This is a genomic window from Luteibacter jiangsuensis (genome assembly GCF_011742555.1).
Lineage (GTDB): Bacteria > Pseudomonadota > Gammaproteobacteria > Xanthomonadales > Rhodanobacteraceae > Luteibacter > Luteibacter jiangsuensis.
Genome location: NZ_JAAQQR010000002.1, coordinates 531,075 through 547,119 on the forward strand (window position 1 = coordinate 531,075; position 16,045 = coordinate 547,119).

Annotated in this window: 17 protein-coding genes; 8 read left to right on the top strand and 9 right to left on the bottom strand. The window is 67.4% G+C overall.

Features of this window, described 5'->3' with window-relative positions; genetic code table 11:
- Positions 1-332: 332 nt before the first annotated feature.
- Positions 333-1,502, top strand: a complete 1,170-nt coding sequence (locus HBF26_RS06030; RefSeq protein ID WP_167124061.1) for a murein hydrolase activator EnvC family protein — start codon at positions 333-335, stop codon at positions 1,500-1,502.
- Positions 1,503-1,512: 10 nt separating this feature from the next.
- The gene (locus HBF26_RS06035; RefSeq protein WP_167124063.1) at positions 1,513-2,856 is read left to right on the top strand and encodes a S41 family peptidase; all 1,344 of its coding nucleotides are present in this window, start codon (positions 1,513-1,515) and stop codon (positions 2,854-2,856) included.
- A gap of 130 nt (positions 2,857-2,986) precedes the next feature.
- Here HBF26_RS06035 and HBF26_RS06040 read toward each other — a convergent pair whose 3' ends face one another.
- Genes HBF26_RS06040 through HBF26_RS06060 form a run of 5 tightly spaced genes read right to left on the bottom strand, consistent with a single transcriptional unit; the run spans position 2,987 to position 5,745 of the window.
- Positions 2,987-3,616 carry a hypothetical protein gene (locus HBF26_RS06040; protein ID WP_167124065.1) on the bottom strand — a complete coding sequence of 210 codons (630 nt, stop codon included), beginning with the start codon at positions 3,614-3,616 and terminating at the stop codon, positions 2,987-2,989.
- Positions 3,617-3,620: 4 nt separating this feature from the next.
- Positions 3,621-4,379 carry a twin-arginine translocase subunit TatC gene (tatC, locus tag HBF26_RS06045; protein WP_167124067.1) on the bottom strand — a complete coding sequence of 253 codons (759 nt, stop codon included), beginning with the start codon at positions 4,377-4,379 and terminating at the stop codon, positions 3,621-3,623.
- The gene (gene tatB, locus HBF26_RS06050) at positions 4,366-4,758 is read right to left on the bottom strand and encodes a Sec-independent protein translocase protein TatB (protein WP_167124069.1); all 393 of its coding nucleotides are present in this window, start codon (positions 4,756-4,758) and stop codon (positions 4,366-4,368) included. The genes tatC and tatB overlap by 14 nt, the downstream gene beginning before the upstream one ends.
- Before the next feature lie 12 nt (positions 4,759-4,770).
- Positions 4,771-5,016, bottom strand: a complete 246-nt coding sequence (gene tatA / locus HBF26_RS06055) for a twin-arginine translocase TatA/TatE family subunit (protein ID WP_167031196.1) — start codon at positions 5,014-5,016, stop codon at positions 4,771-4,773.
- A gap of 42 nt (positions 5,017-5,058) precedes the next feature.
- The gene (locus tag HBF26_RS06060; RefSeq protein WP_167031193.1) at positions 5,059-5,745 is read right to left on the bottom strand and encodes a lipid-binding SYLF domain-containing protein; all 687 of its coding nucleotides are present in this window, start codon (positions 5,743-5,745) and stop codon (positions 5,059-5,061) included.
- 110 nt (positions 5,746-5,855) lie between these two features.
- Between HBF26_RS06060 and hemH the strand changes: the two genes are divergently transcribed.
- Both hemH and HBF26_RS06070 read left to right on the top strand, forming a co-directional pair.
- Complete coding sequence (hemH, locus tag HBF26_RS06065; protein ID WP_167124071.1) at positions 5,856-6,923, top strand: ferrochelatase; 1,068 nt, start codon at positions 5,856-5,858, stop codon at positions 6,921-6,923.
- The gene (locus HBF26_RS06070; protein WP_167124073.1) at positions 6,916-7,752 is read left to right on the top strand and encodes an alpha/beta fold hydrolase; all 837 of its coding nucleotides are present in this window, start codon (positions 6,916-6,918) and stop codon (positions 7,750-7,752) included. The genes hemH and HBF26_RS06070 overlap by 8 nt, the downstream gene beginning before the upstream one ends.
- 126 nt (positions 7,753-7,878) lie before the next feature.
- Here the strand turns inward: HBF26_RS06070 and cyoE are convergent, their stop codons facing one another.
- From cyoE to HBF26_RS06090, 4 genes are read right to left on the bottom strand one after another with little or no spacing between them, the layout of a single operon-like run.
- Positions 7,879-8,796 (bottom strand): heme o synthase, encoded by a 918-nt coding sequence (cyoE, locus tag HBF26_RS06075; RefSeq protein WP_167124075.1) that lies wholly within the window; start codon positions 8,794-8,796, stop codon positions 7,879-7,881.
- Complete coding sequence (locus HBF26_RS06080) at positions 8,793-9,941, bottom strand: COX15/CtaA family protein (RefSeq protein ID WP_167124078.1); 1,149 nt, start codon at positions 9,939-9,941, stop codon at positions 8,793-8,795. The genes cyoE and HBF26_RS06080 overlap by 4 nt, the downstream gene beginning before the upstream one ends.
- The gene (locus HBF26_RS06085) at positions 9,941-10,507 is read right to left on the bottom strand and encodes a redox-active disulfide-containing membrane protein (RefSeq protein ID WP_167124080.1); all 567 of its coding nucleotides are present in this window, start codon (positions 10,505-10,507) and stop codon (positions 9,941-9,943) included. The genes HBF26_RS06080 and HBF26_RS06085 overlap by 1 nt, the downstream gene beginning before the upstream one ends.
- Before the next feature lie 16 nt (positions 10,508-10,523).
- The gene (locus HBF26_RS06090; RefSeq protein WP_167124082.1) at positions 10,524-11,234 is read right to left on the bottom strand and encodes an SURF1 family protein; all 711 of its coding nucleotides are present in this window, start codon (positions 11,232-11,234) and stop codon (positions 10,524-10,526) included.
- 41 nt (positions 11,235-11,275) lie between these two features.
- Between HBF26_RS06090 and HBF26_RS06095 the strand changes: the two genes are divergently transcribed.
- From HBF26_RS06095 to HBF26_RS06110, 4 genes are all read left to right on the top strand, one after another.
- Entirely contained in the window at positions 11,276-11,512 is a 237-nt protein-coding gene (locus HBF26_RS06095) for a twin transmembrane helix small protein (RefSeq protein WP_072322441.1), read from the top strand.
- A 111-nt stretch (positions 11,513-11,623) separates the two neighbouring features.
- Positions 11,624-11,842, top strand: a complete 219-nt coding sequence (locus HBF26_RS06100) for a hypothetical protein (RefSeq protein ID WP_167124084.1) — start codon at positions 11,624-11,626, stop codon at positions 11,840-11,842.
- A 139-nt stretch (positions 11,843-11,981) separates the two neighbouring features.
- Positions 11,982-14,189 carry a DNA helicase II gene (gene uvrD / locus HBF26_RS06105; RefSeq protein WP_167124086.1) on the top strand — a complete coding sequence of 736 codons (2,208 nt, stop codon included), beginning with the start codon at positions 11,982-11,984 and terminating at the stop codon, positions 14,187-14,189.
- A gap of 139 nt (positions 14,190-14,328) precedes the next feature.
- Positions 14,329-16,044 carry a molecular chaperone HscC gene (locus HBF26_RS06110; RefSeq protein WP_167124088.1) on the top strand — a complete coding sequence of 572 codons (1,716 nt, stop codon included), beginning with the start codon at positions 14,329-14,331 and terminating at the stop codon, positions 16,042-16,044.
- Position 16,045: the final 1 nt, after the last annotated feature.

A 16,045-nucleotide genomic window follows, 5' to 3' on the forward strand; every position in this document is an offset into this window, starting at 1 on the left:
CGGAAGAGACCACTGGGAAGAAAGGCGAGCGGGCAGGCCTCGCGGGCCATACCAGTTCCAGCTTTGCGCAGGAGCCACTTCGGCGTCGACGGAGCTTACGGCAAGCTGGCCCGCTGCCGCGGGATCGCCGGCACAGCCGGCTCCCACACAAAGCCTGCCTCATCAAACAATGCCCCACATCACATAGGCCTCCTCGGCAAACAAGGCAGCCGGGCGTTGTGTGGGAGCCGCTTCAGCGGCGATGGGGGCTCGCGGCAGGCTGGCCCGCTGCCGTAGGGCGGCGGTCCCTACAGGCCCCCGCCGGGCGCGCGGGATGGGCGATAATCCGGACCATGCGCCCATCCTCCCCCGTTCTCGCCCTCGTTCTCGCCCTTGTCAGTGTCGCCACCCTCCCGCAGGCCCGGGCCGCGCAGGACGCCAAGGCGCGCGCGGAACAGCAGGACGCCCGCCAGAAGCTGGAAGGGGTGCGCAAGGACATCGAATCCCTTACCCGCGAGCAGCGCGAGACGGCGAACGCACGCGACAGCGCCAACGCCGCCCTCGCGAAACAGGCGGAACAGGTGTCGGCGGCGGCGAAGGCCGTGCGCGAGACGGAAGCCGAACTGGAACAGCGGCGGCACGATCTCGACCAGCTGAGCACCCAGCGCGCGGAGATGCAGGCCGGGCTCGACAAGCAGAAGGGCGCCCTCGGCGACCTGCTCCGGGCCACCTACACCCTCGGCCGGGGGTCGGACCTGCAGCTGCTTCTCGGCGACGAGGACGTCAACCGGATCTCCCGCGCCCTCGCCTATTCGCGCTATTTCCAGGAAAACAGGGTGGAGCGTATCCGCGGCCTCCTGGCGGATCTTTCCCGCCTGCAGGAGGTCGAAGCCGCCATCACCGCCGAGCAGCAGAAACTGGAAGCCACCCGTGCCGAACGCGAGAAGCGCGCCGCCGAGCTGGAAAAACAGCGCGGCGCCCAGCAGAAGCTGGTGGCCGAGGCCGATGCCCGGTACAAGGACCAGACCCAGCGGATGGCCGCCCTGAAGCAGAACGAGCACGACATGAACGCCCTCGTCTCCCGGTTGCAGAAGGTGATCGACGAGGCCGCCAAGGCGGCGGAACCGGCGCCTGCCCCGAAGGGCACTCCAGCCGCGTCGCCGCTGTCCAACCTGCGCGGGAACCTGCCCTGGCCCACCAGCGGCCCGGTGCACGCTTACGGCAACGGCGTCATCATCGTGGCGCCGCGCGGCAGCGAGGTGAAGGCGGTGGCGCGGGGCCGCGTGGTGTTCGCCAGCTTCCTGCGCGGCTACGGCATGATGATCATCGTGAACCACGGCAACGGCTTCATGAGCATGTACGGCAACAACGAAACGCTGCTGCACGGCGTGGGCGACATGGTGGAGGCCGGCGAAGCCGTCGGCACCGCCGCGGCGCCCGCGGGCGACAACGGCGCCTATTTCGAGCTGCGCCAGGGCGGCAAGCCCATCGACGCGCGCGGCTGGCTGAGCAAACGGCATTAAGGACTAAGGTATGCGGCAGCACCCTCTTCGCCTCGCCCTCGCAGTCGCCCTCGGCGCGCTGGCGATTCCCGCCGCCCAGGCCCAGCAGAAGCCGTTGAAGCAACCCGACGCGCCGGCCGCGTCCTCGACCAGCGCCGCGGCGGTGGTGAAGGACGCCGACAACTCGGTAAGCCTCGAGGACATCCGCAATTTCACGCGGGTGTACCACATCGTCCAGCAGGCCTACGTCGAGAAGCTCGACAACAAGACCATCATGAACGCGGCGATCAGCGGCATGCTGCAGAACCTCGATCCCCACAGTGAGTACCTCGACAAGGAAGGCCTCGACGAACTCGACGAGGACACCACCGGGCAGTACGGCGGCCTGGGCATCGAGGTACTGCAGGTGGACGGCATGCTGAAGATCGTCTCCCCCATCGACGACACGCCGGCCTCGCGCGCGGGCATCAAGCCGGGCGACACCATCCTCAAGGTGGACGGCATGGTGGTCGACAGCCAGAACATCGACGAGGCCTTCAAGAAACTGCGCGGCGACCCGGGCAGCAAGATCACGCTCACCATCCTGCACGAGAAATCGGACAAGCCGCTGGATGTGCCGATGGTACGCGAGCGCATCAACGTCACCAGCGTGAAGCTGCGCCAGCTGGAGCCGGGGTACGTGTACATCCGCCTGAGCCAGTTCCAGGAAGACACAGCCAGCGACCTGGACAAGAAGCTCGGGAACTACATTGCGAAAAACGGCGCGCCGCGCGGCGCCGTGCTGGACCTGCGCTCGAACCCGGGCGGCCTGCTGACCACGGCGGTGGGGGTCGCGGACACGTTCCTCGACAGCGGCACCATCGTCACCACCAAGGGACGGCTGCCGGACGCCAACCTGCATTTCGATGCGCATCCGGGCGACATGCTGCATGGCGCGCCCATCGTCATCCTGGCCGACAACGGCACGGCTTCCGCTGCGGAGATCGTGTCGGGCGCCCTGAAGGACAACCACCGCGCGCTGATCATGGGCCGCCGCACGTTCGGCAAGGGCGTGGTGCAGACCGTGCTTCCGCTCGACGAAACGCATGCGGTGAAGATCACCACCGCGCGCTACTACACGCCGAACGGCACGTCGATCCAGGCCGAAGGCATCAAGCCGGACATCGCCCTCGCCGATCTTTCGGTGAACAAGGCCGACACGCCGCCGCAGCTGATCGGATCGGAAGCCGACCTGCCCAACCACCTGGTGAACGAGAAAGCCGCGGCTGACGACAAGGCTTCAGGCGACGACGACGGCAAGCTGGCCATCGAGGATTACGCGCTGTCGCAGGCGCTGAACGTGCTGAAGGGAATGGCGCTGAACCGTTCGCGTTAATCCCTGCTGTCGCCCCTGCGAAAGCAGGGGCCCAGAGACTCCGTGCTCGATCGTGCCGCGAGGCTCTGGATTCCTGCTTTCGCAGGAATGACGGTGCTGAGTGGCGCGGCGTGCTACCACGACGGACCGGCTACCAGAGCTTCCACCACGGCCGGGTAGCCTTCGCCACGGCCTTGCGCACCTTGCGCGGCAGCTCCGGATCGGCTGGCGTCGGTGCCACGACTTCCGCCGGCGTCCAGCCCTCGCAGAGCGCCGCGCCGAACGCCGATGCGGGCAAGTCCGCATGGAACGTCGTGACGCTTTGCGCCAGTTCGATCGGCAGCGAATAGTAATGATCGACATCGTCGCCCTCGGCGTCCGCCGCGTCCTGCATGGACTCCATGCGCGCGTGAAGCGCGTCGAAGGCGGCGGGAAGGCTGCCGCTGGTGAACAGGTTACGCATGTCGTCCTGCTGGCCGTCGTGCTCCGCGCGCCAGTTGCGCAGGCCGTTCACGTAACAGGTGGCCGAACTCACCATCACCTGGTCGTCGTACTCGCAGGTGACGACCACGCAGCCGCGCGACAGGCGCCGCATGGCCTCTTCCGCGATCAGTGGGGCGGCGAAGCGGGTAACCACCGCGTACCAGCCATTGGGCAGGGCGAGAGAGAAACCGCGCCGGGGATGGCTCGTCGTCTGCTCGTTGCGCACCAGGTCGAGTTCGGCGAGTACGTCGTCGCCGCCCTTGCCCTTGACTGCAAGCCAGCCGATCGACGTCGCCAATGACTTACTCCGTTGCGGCGGGCTTGAGTAGGAAGCGCACCGCCAGCAGGCCCAGCTCGTAAAGCAGGCACATCGGCACCGCGAGCATGATCATGGAAAGCAGATCGGGCGGGGTGATGAAGGCCGCGATGGCGAAGGCGCCCACGATGGCGTAGCCGCGCCCCTTGCTCAGCTTCTCGGCATCCACGATGCCGACGGCGGCGAGGATCACCACCGCCACGGGCACCTCGAAGCAGAGTCCGAAGGCGAAGAACATGAGCATCACGAAATCGAGGTAATGCGTGATGTCCGTCATCATCGCCACGCCGTCGGGGGTGACGGCGTTGAGGAACTTGAACGCCGCCGGCAGTACGACGAAATAAGCGAACGCGCATCCGGAATAGAACAGCACCAGCGAGGCCACCAGAAGAGGACGCGCCAGGCGTTTCTCGTGCCGGTACAAGCCCGGGCTAACGAATGCCCACAGCTGGTAGAGGATCATCGGCATGCTGATGAACAGCGCGACGAAGAACGCGAGCTTCAACGGCGTGACGAACGGGCTGGCCACTTCGGTGGCGATCAGGTGCGCGCCCTGCGGCATGCGCTCCACCAGCGGTTTGGCCAGCTCGGCATAGAGGTGGTTCGCCACCGGCACCAGCGCCAGCAGCACCAGCAGCAGCACCACGATGGCGCGCAGCAGGCGCGAGCGCAGTTCGATCAGGTGCGAGAAAAGGCCCTCTTCGACCACGTCGTCGGGCGACGGATCGGGCTCACGTGCGGTCATGCGAGTCGTTCTTCAGCGGAAGCATGTCGAGGGCGGGGTCCGGCTGCCGGGGCTCCGTGTGTGCCGGTGCCTGCGTATCGGTGAAGGTGTCGCGCACCTGCTCCCCGGTTTCGCGAATGCCGGCGCCGGCGGCGCGGAGGTCCTCACGCACGCTGTCGTGGGTGGCACGGGCGTTCTCCGCGGTCTCGCGCAGGGTGCGCTTGATTTCCTCGGCCTGGATTTCCCGCTCGACCTCGGCCCGCACGCTGTCCCAGCCGTTGCGCATCCGCCGCAGCAAGGCGCCCGCCGTGCGGGCGGCATGCGGCAGGCGCTCCGGTCCGAGGACGATGAGCGCCACCACCGCGAGCAGCAGCAGCTTGGTGAGGCTGATGTCGATCATGGCGCCGCCGGATCAGGGCGCGCGGTCGCGCGGCTCGCTCGTCTCGCTATGGACCGGCGGCACCTGGGTGGACGCCGGCGGGTCGGCCCGCAGCTTTTCCTCGCGCTCGCGCTGCTGGCGGGCTTCTTCGTCGCCGTCCAGGCCTTTCTTGAAGTCGCGCATGGCACCGCCCAGGTCCGAGCCGATGTTACGCAGCTTCTTCGTACCGAAGATCAGTACGACGACGAGCAGCAGGAGGACGATATGGGTAATGCTCATGGAAACCTCTCGGGCCGCCTCGGGCGGCCAGTGGGACGGGGGTCAGCGGTTAGTGTACTCCTCCAGTTTATCCCTGAAATTCACCACTTCGCTTGGAACGTTCGTCACACCGCCTTCGAAAATGCGCCGCGGGGTGATTCCCGGGCCGTAGATCTGCTCGTTCGAGTCGTCGTCGATGCTGAAATGGGCGCCGTCGAGCGCGATGCCCGCGTACAGGCCCTTGGCGCGGGCGTAAGTGTAGATCTCGGCGTTCATCCGCCCATCCGTGGCGGCCGTGGCCGAGCGGCCGACCGGCCCCGCGGCCGCGCCGGCGTTGGCGCCCATGGTCCATTTGCCGTCGATGATCTCGTTGACGCCGCGATCGGTCATGAAGACCAGGATCACGTCGGCGGACTGGATGCCCGCCTGGAAGCCGAAACCGGCGCCGGCGAGGGAGATGAAATTCGGGTTCGACCACACGCCGTCGTGCTTGATGGAGATCAGGCCCTCGCCCTTGGTGCCGGAGAACACGAAGCCTCCCTTCACCATCTTGGGAATGACCGCGATGGCGTGGGCGTTCCGGAGCATGTCCGTGGGAAGGGACTTGTCCGGCGCATCGTCGATCATGTCCCTGAGCACGCGCACGGCCTCGGTGGCCTGCTTCCGCGGCGGATCCGCCGCCTGCGCCGCCATCGAAGGCAGCAGGGTGAGCAATCCCAGGGCAAACAGGGTAACGAGGCGTGGGGACATCGGTGGCTCCTTTCTGGCGCGGGTGGGCATCGGCTGCGGCCGTGTCTTTGCGAGCCCCGCTACGCCGCCGTATGGCAGACTGCAACGATCCCCGCGAGCGCCGAACGCCAATGCCAGGTCATCCAGACTATACCGGCCCTGCCGGTCAATCCCACGACACCCACCCGAAGGCAGGCGTCCTGCTGGTTAACCTCGGTACACCTGACGCGCCCACCGCGGCCGCCGTCAGGCCCTATCTGGCCCAGTTCCTCGGCGACCGGCGCGTCATCGACTACCCGCCGCTGCTCTGGAAGGCCATCCTGTACGGCGTGATCCTGCGGGTGCGCCCGAAACGCTCGGCGCACGCGTACGCGCGCATCTGGACCCCCGAGGGCTCGCCGCTGCGCGTGTACAGCGAAGCCCTGGCCAAGGGGCTGCAAGCCGAGCTTTCCGCCAGGGTGGGCGGTTCCGTGCGCGTGGCTCTGGCCATGCGCTACGGGCGCCCCGACGTCGCCGGCACCATCGCCGCCATGCAGCGCGAAGGCGTGCGGCGCCTCCTGGTGCTGCCGCTCTATCCGCAGTACTCGGCCACCTCCACCGGCAGCGTGTTCGACGCCGTGGCCGATACGATCAAGGGCCTGCGCTGGCCGCCGGAACTGCGCCAGGTGAACGACTACCACGACGAGCCGGCCTATATCGCCGCGCTGGCGGACAGCGTGCGCGCGCATTGGGCCACCCATGGCCGTGGCGAGAAGTTGCTCATGAGTTTCCACGGCATTCCCGAGCGCTATGTCCGCGAAGGCGATCCGTACTTCGAGCAGTCGCAAGCCACCGCCCGGCTTCTTCGCGAGGCCCTGGGGCTCTCGGAGGCCGAGGCGCCCCTCAGTTTCCAGTCGCGAGTGGGCCGCGAACGCTGGCTGCAGCCGTATACCGACGAGACAGTGAAGGCGCTGGGCGCCCAGGGCGTCAAACGCATCGACGCCATCAGCCCGGGGTTCGCGGTGGACTGTCTGGAAACGCTCGAGGAAATCGCCATGCAGAACGCGGAGTTCTTCCGCGAGGCGGGTGGCGAGACCCTACGTTACATCCCTTGCCTCAACGCCACGGCGGCCCATGCGAACGCGCTGGCCGGGCTCGTGCTCAGGCACGGCCAGGGCTGGACCGAATTCTCGCCCCGCACGGCGCGTGACGATGCGTGAATTGAACGTTTCCATTCCCGGCCTGGAACTGGCGGGCCTCGCCTGGGGCGAACCCGACGCATCGCCCTTGCTGTTGCTGCATGGCTGGCTGGACAACGCGGCAAGCTTCGCCTCGCTCGCCCCGCTGCTCGCCAGCCGGTTCCATGTGATCGCGCTCGACCTGCCCGGCCATGGGCATTCGCAGCACCTGCCGGAAAGCACGGTCTACCAGCATGTGGATTACGCACGTGCCGTCCTCGCAGCAGCCGACGCCCTCGCGCTGCCTCGTTTCCACCTGCTGGGGCATTCGCTGGGCGCGGGCATCGCCACGATGGTGGCGATCGCGGCACCGGAACGGGTCCGCCGTCTTGCCCTTATCGAAGGCCTCGGGCCGCTCGGCGACGACGGCTCGCGCACGCTGGACCGTTTCCGCGAAGCCATGGCGTCCAAAGCCGGAGGGCACCGGCCACTGCGCGTCTTCCCGAGCATCGACGACGCGGCGGCGGCGCGAGCTCTCGTGGGCGGCCTGGATGCCGCGCTGGCGCGGCCTATCGTGGAGCGCGGCTTGCGCGCGGTGGATGGCGGCTACAGCTGGCGAAGTGACCCAAGGCTTTCGCGCCCGACGGCCATTCGCCTGGCCGAAACGCAGGTGATGGCGTTGCTGCTGGGCCTGGCCGCGCCGACGTCGCTTCTGCTGGCGCGGCCGCATGCGCCCTACCTGGAGCCGGAATCCTTGCAGGTGCGCATCGACTGCGTGGGCGACATCCGCGTCACGCACATGGATGGCGGACACCATCTGCACATCGAGAAGCCGGACGAAGTGGCCGCCTGGCTGCGTGGCGCACTGTAGGAGCGCGCCCTGCGCGCGACATATTTTGAGGCCGTGCCTCGGAACTGGCGCGCCAGGGTGAGGACTGGGACGAAAGCTGTCGCGCTCAAGGCGCGCTCCTGCGTCACGGGCTTGACGCAGAGCCGGTTACGCCACCGGCTCGAAACGGAAACCCGTCTGGATCACCGGGTCGACCAGCCAGTGGTCGGCTAGCAGGAAGGCGAACAGCACCATCAGGTACACGATGGAATAGTTGAACGTCTTCATCGCGAACAGTTCGTCAGGCGGATTCAGCAGGCGGATCGCATACCAGAGGAAGCCCGCGCCCAGCACCACCGCGCCGAACAGGTAGATGAGCCCGCTCATGCCGGTGAAGAACGGCAGCAGCGTCACCACGAACAGCAGGATCGTATAGAACAGGATGTGCCAGCGCGTGTAGGTGACGCCGTGGGTCACCGGCAGCATCGGTACCTGGGCCCGCGAGTAGTCGTCCACGCGGAAGATCGCCAGCGCCCAGAAATGCGGCGGTGTCCACACGAAGATGATGAGCAGCAACTGCAACGCGTACGGATGCAGCGAATCCGTCACGGCCGTCCAGCCCAGCATCGGCGGCGCGGCGCCCGCGATGCCCCCGATCACGATGTTCTGCGGCGTCGCGCGCTTGAGATAGGCCGTGTAGATCACGGCGTAACCGATCAGCGAGAAGAAGGTGAGCACCGCGGTGAGCATGTTCACCAGGAACACCAGCACCAGCATGGAGACGATACCGAGCACCATGGCGAACACGAACACCTGCATGGGCGTGAGCTGTCCCGTGGCGAGCGGCCGGTGCGAGGTGCGCGCCATCAGCTTGTCGATGCGCTGGTCGATCAAATGATTGAAGGCGGCGGCCGACGCCGAGGCCAGCCAGATGCCGAGCGTGCCGAAGACGACGGCGTGCCACGTCGGCAGCACGCGCTGCCCGTTCGCATCCACGGCCAGGAACATGCCGATGACGGCGCAGAACACCAGCAGCGCGACGACGCGCGGCTTGGTCAGTTCGAGGTATTGGCCAAGGGCGCTCACGGGGACTCCGACACGGGCAGGCGCTGGGTGCTCGCCAGTGCCGTCAGCAAGGTGAACAGCAGCAGGGCGGCAACGCCATTGTGCGCCGTGGCCACCGGCAGCGGCAGGCCCAGGTGCACATTGCCGATGCCCAGCAGCACCTGCGCCACGAGCACCACGGCCACCGCGATGCCCACCTTGCGCAGGCCTGCGCGCGCAAGGCGATGCGACAGCCATGCCAGATAACAGAATGTCACCAGCGCACCGATGCGGTGCGCGATCTGGATGGCGCTACGCGCGGCCATGTCGAGTACGCCGCCTTCATAGTTCACGCCCACACCGCGCCAGAGCACGAAGGCCTGTCCGAAATCGGTCTGCGGCCACCACTGGCCGAGGCACTTCGGGAAGTCGGTACCGCAGGCGAGCGCCGCGTAGTTCGAACTGGTCCAGCCGCCGAGGGCGATCTGGCAGACGAGTACCGCGATACCCAGCGCCACCGGCCCACGCAGGCGCGCGAAGCGGTCGTCCGGCGTGCCGACGCGCCACCAGCGCAACGCCGCCCACGCCAGCAGCGCGAACGTGGCGAGCCCGCCGAGGAGGTGCCCCATGACCACGATGGGCTTCAGCAGCAGCGTCACCGTCCACATGCCAAGCATGGCCTGGAAGATGATCACCGCGAGAACGGCGACACCGACCTTCCACGCGCCCGGACGATCCAGCGTCGCCGCCGCCAGCAGGGGCAAGGCGATGGCCAGCGCCGAGAGGCACGACGAGACGACATGTTCGCCGCGCATGTACATGACCACGCCGACGGCGGCGAACACGGCGGCGAGCAGCACTGCCGCCACGGCGAAGCGGCGACGCCACGCCGCCACGAGCGCGATGGCCAGCACCATCACGCCCAGGCTGCCGGCAAGGAAGCGATGCACCTGCTCGCGCCACGCCTTGTGCGTTTCGTAAGGCCGATCAGGGAAAGCTTCATTGGCGCGGGCGATGTCCTGCGCGTGGCCAGGCCAGGTGGCCTTGCCGTAGCACGTGGGCCAGTCGGGGCAGGAAAGGCCTGCATTGGAAAGGCGCACGAACGCGCCGAACATCACCACGCAGAAAGCGAACAGCGCCGCCAGCAGGGCCAGGGTGCGAAGGAATTTCACGGCACGCGGCGACATCAGCGGATCACCTTCTGCAAGTCTTTACGAAGCCCGTTCGGATCGAAGCCGGCCGGGTACCAGGCCAGCGCCGTGGCATTGGATTCGACGAGCACGGCGGCGACGGAGTCGGGCTCGGCGGGGCGGAACTCGGCAAAGGCGTCGGCGGCATCCGTCCCCGTCCTGTAGTCGCGCATCACCGCTTGGGCATCCGCGGCCACGGGCGGCGCACCGATGTAAAGGAGGCGCAGGCGGTCGGCATTGCGATTGAGCACGATGCGCGCGTTGCGCATGAGCGTGAGGGTGTGGATGCAGCGGTCGGCGCAATTCGGGCCCGGGAGCGCCACGAGCGTGAGGCGGGGTTCGCTGTCGCGCCAGGCCCAGGCCTTGCCGTCGACCTCGACCCGGATATCGGCGAGGCTGCGCTGCGGCACGATCGGCTTGCCGTTGCCCTTCCCCTCCGGCTGCCAGCCGGACAGCGTAAGCAGGCCGGCGGCGACGATCGGCGCGAGAAACACGAGCATGATCAGCACCAGCTTCAGGCGGCCGCTGCGGGTCGGCGGGGTTTTGGCGTTCGGGTCGGTCATGGTTCTCGGGCGGCAGCTAGCGTCGCTTGCGATGCAGGAGGACGAAGATCACCACCGCCGCCAGGGCGAAGGTGAACCACTGGAAGGCATAGGCACGGTGCCGGGCCGGCGGCATGACCGCCGGGGTCCAGTCGCGCGTGTAGATGCTCGCGGGATCGGCGTCCAGCAACAGCACGCGAGGATACAGGGTGTGGCCCAGGTCGGCGCCTATCTCCCTGAGGTCTACGTAGACCATGGTCTTTTCGGCGCCATGCTGGCCCGGGAGGCTGTCGCCGCCCATGCGCATGCCCACCCCCGGCGATGGCACATAGAGTCCGCGCACACGGGTTTCGCCCGCCGGCAAGGGCGGCAGACGGGGATTCGCGCCGCGTTCCTTGGGAAGGAAACCGAGGTCCACGAGCAGGTACGGGCTGGCACCGGCCGGCGAGAAAGGCACGTACACGTGTACGCCCACCTGGCCTGCGTGGGTCTGGTCGTCGAGCAGGTAGTAGTGGCCGGACACGAAGCGGCCGCGCACGTCGAGGCGCGGGTAGCGGTCCAACGGCGGCGTGTCGGCCACCTTGCCGAAATCCTCCACGCCGGCGGCCGCCCCTGCGGCGAAGCGCCGCAGCAGTTCGTCCTTTTCGCTGGCGCGATCCAGCTGCCACACGCCCAGCCGCACAAACAGCGCGATGCCGGCGATGGTGAGTGCGACAGCGAACCACGTCGGACGGCGCATGAAGGTCATGCAAGACCCCGCGTGGCCGCCGCTATACTCGGATTGTCGCAATGGGGCGGAACGGTCACGTGGAAACCATCTATAAGTACGCGCTGGTGATCCTGCTGCTGGTGGTGTTGTTCAACCTCGGCCAGGCACTGTTCTTCATGATGACCGACAAGGGTCAGAGCAAGCGCACGGTTTGGGCCCTCACCCGCCGCATCGGCCTGTCCCTGCTGCTCATCGCCATGGTGGCGCTGGGCATCTTCATGGGCTGGCTCCACCCCCACGGCGTCGGCCAATTCTAACCCGTGCGGCCAGGGGGCCAAGGCGCAGTGCGGCAATCGGTGCACTGCACACGAATCCTGCACATCCGTGATCCCATCCTCGGCGCCACATCGAACCGGGAGGAAATCCATATGCGTGCAGGTCTCATCGTCGTAGGCGTCATTCTTATCGGGCTTGGCCTGTGGGTCACGCTCGGCAACGGCAGCTACCGGAAAACCGATACCGTCGCGTCCATCGGACCGGCCAAGATCGAGGCCACCCACGACAAGGCCATTCCCCAGTGGGTAGGCATCGCCGGCATCGTGATCGGCGGCATCGTGGCGGTCGCGGGAATTGCAAGGAAGCAGTGAAACCGTAAAGAGTGAACCGTGAGCTGCCGCCGCAGGGCCGGAGACCCCGGCCCTAGCGGCTCACGACCCACGGTTCACGGTTCACGGTTCACTCTTCACAGGCCGCGAAGCGGCCGACTCACGCCGCTACAATAGGCAGATGGATGTCTCCCACCTGCTCGATTCCCTCAACGACGCCCAGCGCGAAGCGGTCAGTGCGCCACCTGGGCATTACCTGATCCTCGCCGGAGCGGGCTCCGGCAAGACCCGCGTGCTGACCAACCGCATCGGCTGGCTCACGCAGGTGGAGCGAGTGCCGCCGTGGGCGATCCTCGCCGTCACCTTCACCAACAAGGCCGCGGGCGAAATGCGCTCCCGGCTGGACGGCCTGATTCCCGGCGGCACCCAGGGGCTCACGGTCGGCACCTTCCACGGCATCGCCCACCGGCTCCTGCGCCGGCACTGGCGCGAGGCGGAGCTGGTGGAGGGTTTTCAGATCCTCGATTCCGACGACCAGCAGCGCCTCATCAAGCGGGTCGTCGCCGGCATGGGACTCGACGAAGCCCGGTTCCCGCCACGGCAGGCCGCCTGGCAGATCAACAACTGGAAGGACGAAGGCAAGCGGCCGGACGGCATCGAGCACCGCGACCACCCCGTCACCCGCACGTTCATCGAGATCTACAAGGCCTACGAGCAGCAGTGCCAGCGCGCCGGCCTCGTGGATTTCGCCGAACTGCTGCTGCGCGCGCACGAGCTCTGGCTCAAGGACCCGCAGGTGCTCAGGCACTACCAGGAACGGTGGCGCTACCTGCTGATCGACGAGTTCCAGGACACGAACACCTTGCAGTACGCGTGGATCCGCGTACTGGCGGGCGATACGGGCCAGGCCTTCGTGGTCGGCGACGACGACCAGGCCATCTATGGCTGGCGCGGCGCGAAGGTGGAGAACGTGCAGCAGTTCCTGCGCGACTTCCCCGGCGCGAAGACGATCCGCCTCGAACAGAACTACCGCTCCACCTCTACCATCCTCAACGCGGCGAACGCGGTGATCGCCCGCAACGGCGGCCGCCTGGGCAAGCAGTTGTGGACGGATGGCGGCGAGGGCGAGCGCATCGCCCTCTATGCGGCTTATAACGAGCAGGACGAAGCGCGTTTCGTCATCGAGCGCATTCGCGAACACATCGCCGAACACGGCAATGCGCGCGACTGCGCCATCCTCTACCGTTCTAACGCCCAGTCCCGCAACTTCGAGGAACAGCTGATCCAGCGCGACCTGCCCTACCGTGTGTACGGCGGCCTCCGCTTCTTCGAGCGCGCGGAAATCAAGGACGCCCTCGCCTATCTGCGGCTCGCCGCCAACCGCCACGACGACGCGGCCTTCGAGCGCGCCGTGAACACGCCGCCACGCGGCATCGGCGACCGCACGCTCGACGAGCTGCGCCGCCGCGCGCGCGCCGACGGCAGCTCCATGTGGGAAGCGTCGCTCACCGAAGTGTCGATCGGCTCGATGGCCGGCCGGGCGAAGAACGCGGTGAAAGCCTTCATCGGACTCATCGACAACCTTGCCCGCACCTTCGCGGGCCATGGCGAAAACGACGACGGCGAAAGCGCCTCGGCCCTGGACCTTGCCGAACAGATCGAACACGCCATCGTGCACACCGGACTGCGCGACTTCTACGAGAACGACAAGCGCGGCAATGGCGAGGCGCGGGTGGAAAACCTCGACGAACTCGTGAATGTGGCCAGCCGTTTCGAGATGACGCCTGAGGACATCGATGCGGGCCTGAACGAACTCTCCGCCTTCCTGTCGCACGCGGCACTGGAGGCCGGCGAAGGACAGGGCGAGGCCTGGGACGATTGCGTGCAGCTCATGACACTACATTCGGCCAAGGGGCTGGAGTTTCCGGTGGTCTTCCTCGTCGGCATGGAAGAAGGGTTGTTCCCGAGCCAGCGCTCCACGGAGGAAGAAAACCGGCTGGAAGAAGAGCGCCGCCTTGCGTACGTCGGCATCACGCGGGCACGCGAACGGCTCTACCTCACCCATGCGGAATCGCGCCGCATGCACGGCACGGAGATGCTTGCGCGTCCGTCCCGGTTCCTCGGCGAGATTCCGCCGGAACTCATCGACGAGCTGCGTCCTCGCGTGCAGGTATCGCGCCCCGCCTACGCCGACCGTTTCGCCGCGGCGCCGTCGCTAGAGGCATCCTCGCCGATCCGCCTCGGCCAGCGCGTGACGCACCCGAAGTTCGGCGAGGGCACCATCGTGAGCGCCGAGGGCGCCGGCGCGCACATGCGCGTGCAGGTGAATTTCGAGGATGCCGGGAGCAAGTGGCTGGTTTACGCTTACGCGAATCTGACCGCGCTCTGACCCGCGGTTGTGGGAGCCGCCATGGCGGCGAGGGAATCTTGCCGCGGTGTCGCGGGGTTTCCTCGCCGCTGTAGCGGCTCCTGCAGCGCCCAGGTCATTGTGGGGGTTCCGGGGGCGGATAAGGACGAAAGGGGACAACATGATCGTCGGCATCGATCTGGGCACCACCAACAGCCTCGTGGCCGCATGGCTCGACGGCGGGCCCAGGCTCATTCCGAACGTGCTGGGCAGCACGATCACGCCTTCGTGCGTCAGCATCGACGCCGACGGCAGCGTGCTCGTGGGCCAGGCTGCGCGCGAGCGCTTGCAGACGCATCCGGACGACACCGCGGCGCTGTTCAAGCGCCACATGGGCAGCGCGCGCACCGTGACGCTGGGCGGCCGCGACTACCGGCCGGAAGAGCTTTCCGCCCTCGTGCTGCGCTCGCTGAAAGCGGATGCCGAGGCTTTTCTCGGACGACCGGTCACGGAGGCCATCGTGACCGTCCCCGCGTATTTCTCGGACGCGCAACGCAAGGCGACCCGCGTCGCCGGCGAACTGGCGGGCCTGAAGGTCGAGCGCCTGCTCAACGAACCGACCGCCGCCGCGCTGGCCTATGGCCTTCACGATGCGAAAGGCGAAACGCAGTTCCTCGTGTTCGACCTCGGCGGCGGCACTTTCGACGTTTCCATCCTGGAGATGTTCGAAGGCGTGATGGAGGTTCGGGCAAGCGCCGGCGACAACATGCTCGGCGGCGAGGACTTCACCGCCCTCATCGCCGAGCTCGCTTTCGCCCAGGGCATTCCCGCCGCGGCGCGCAACGACGCCCTGTTCATGCAGCGCCTCGCGGCAAAGGCGGAAGCCGCCAAGCGCGAGCTCGGCAACGGTGGCGCCGCACGGTTCGACGTGCGCTACCAGGATGTCCCGGCGAGCGTGACGATCGATCCGGAGACGTTCGAGAAACTCGCGCAGCCGCTCCTCAATCGTCTGTGGCGCCCCATCGAGCGCGCGTTGCGCGACGCACGCATCCGCGCGGCCGATCTGGACAACGTGGTACTGGCCGGCGGTGCCACGCGCATGCCGATGATCCGTGCGCTGGCGACGCGAATGTTCGGCCGCTTCCCCGCCGTGGGCCACCACCCGGACGAGGTCGTGGCGCTCGGTGCCGCCGTGCAGGCGGGTCTGAAGATGAAGGACAAGGCGCTCGACGAGATGGTGATGACGGACGTCTGTCCGTACACGCTCGGCACTGACGTGGTCCGCGTCCTCGAAGGCGGCGCGCAGACGGGCGGCTTCTACGCGCCGATCATCGAGCGCAACACGGTGGTGCCGGTGAGCAGGGTGCAGCGATTCTCGCCCGTCTCTCCGCAGCAGACGCAGATCCGCATCGGCGTCTACCAGGGGGAATCGCGCCTGGTGCGCGACAACATCCCTCTGGGCGAGGTGGTCGTCCCGATCGTGCCGGGCCCCGGTCACGCGGACGGTGCGGATGTGCGCTTCACCTATGACGTGAACGGGCTGCTCGAAGTGGAGGTGACGGTCGTTGCGACCGGCGCGAAGGAACGGCTCGTGATCGAAAGCGGAGGCAACCACCTTTCCGCCGAAGAGATCGCACAGCGGCTCGCGGCCTTGTCGGCGCTGAAGATCCATCCGCGCGACACGCTCGAGAACCGCACGCTCCTCGCACGCGCGGAGCGGCTCTACGAACAGTTGCTCGGCGCCATGCGCGATCAGGTGGGCCAGTTCATCCTGCGCTTCGAACAGGCGCTGGCCACACAGGACACACGCGTCATCGCCCGCGAGGCCGGCGCGTTCCGCGAAGCGCTGGATGCGATCGAGCGCGACAGCCGGTTCGCGCCGGACGAGGTGGACTGAC

Coding starts and splice junctions, on each gene's coding strand:
- HBF26_RS06030 (WP_167124061.1), top strand. CDS start 333: ATGCGCCCATCCTCCCCCGTTCTCGCCCTCGTTCTCGCCCTTGTCAGT.
- HBF26_RS06035 (WP_167124063.1), top strand. CDS start 1,513: ATGCGGCAGCACCCTCTTCGCCTCGCCCTCGCAGTCGCCCTCGGCGCG.
- tatC (WP_167124067.1), bottom strand. CDS start 4,379: ATGACCGCACGTGAGCCCGATCCGTCGCCCGACGACGTGGTCGAAGAG.
- tatB (WP_167124069.1), bottom strand. CDS start 4,758: ATGATCGACATCAGCCTCACCAAGCTGCTGCTGCTCGCGGTGGTGGCG.
- tatA (WP_167031196.1), bottom strand. CDS start 5,016: ATGAGCATTACCCATATCGTCCTCCTGCTGCTCGTCGTCGTACTGATC.
- HBF26_RS06060 (WP_167031193.1), bottom strand. CDS start 5,745: ATGTCCCCACGCCTCGTTACCCTGTTTGCCCTGGGATTGCTCACCCTG.
- hemH (WP_167124071.1), top strand. CDS start 5,856: ATGCCAGGTCATCCAGACTATACCGGCCCTGCCGGTCAATCCCACGAC.
- HBF26_RS06070 (WP_167124073.1), top strand. CDS start 6,916: ATGCGTGAATTGAACGTTTCCATTCCCGGCCTGGAACTGGCGGGCCTC.
- HBF26_RS06080 (WP_167124078.1), bottom strand. CDS start 9,941: ATGTCGCCGCGTGCCGTGAAATTCCTTCGCACCCTGGCCCTGCTGGCG.
- HBF26_RS06085 (WP_167124080.1), bottom strand. CDS start 10,507: ATGACCGACCCGAACGCCAAAACCCCGCCGACCCGCAGCGGCCGCCTG.
- HBF26_RS06090 (WP_167124082.1), bottom strand. CDS start 11,234: ATGACCTTCATGCGCCGTCCGACGTGGTTCGCTGTCGCACTCACCATC.
- HBF26_RS06095 (WP_072322441.1), top strand. CDS start 11,276: ATGGGGCGGAACGGTCACGTGGAAACCATCTATAAGTACGCGCTGGTG.
- HBF26_RS06100 (WP_167124084.1), top strand. CDS start 11,624: ATGCGTGCAGGTCTCATCGTCGTAGGCGTCATTCTTATCGGGCTTGGC.
- uvrD (WP_167124086.1), top strand. CDS start 11,982: ATGGATGTCTCCCACCTGCTCGATTCCCTCAACGACGCCCAGCGCGAA.
- HBF26_RS06110 (WP_167124088.1), top strand. CDS start 14,329: ATGATCGTCGGCATCGATCTGGGCACCACCAACAGCCTCGTGGCCGCA.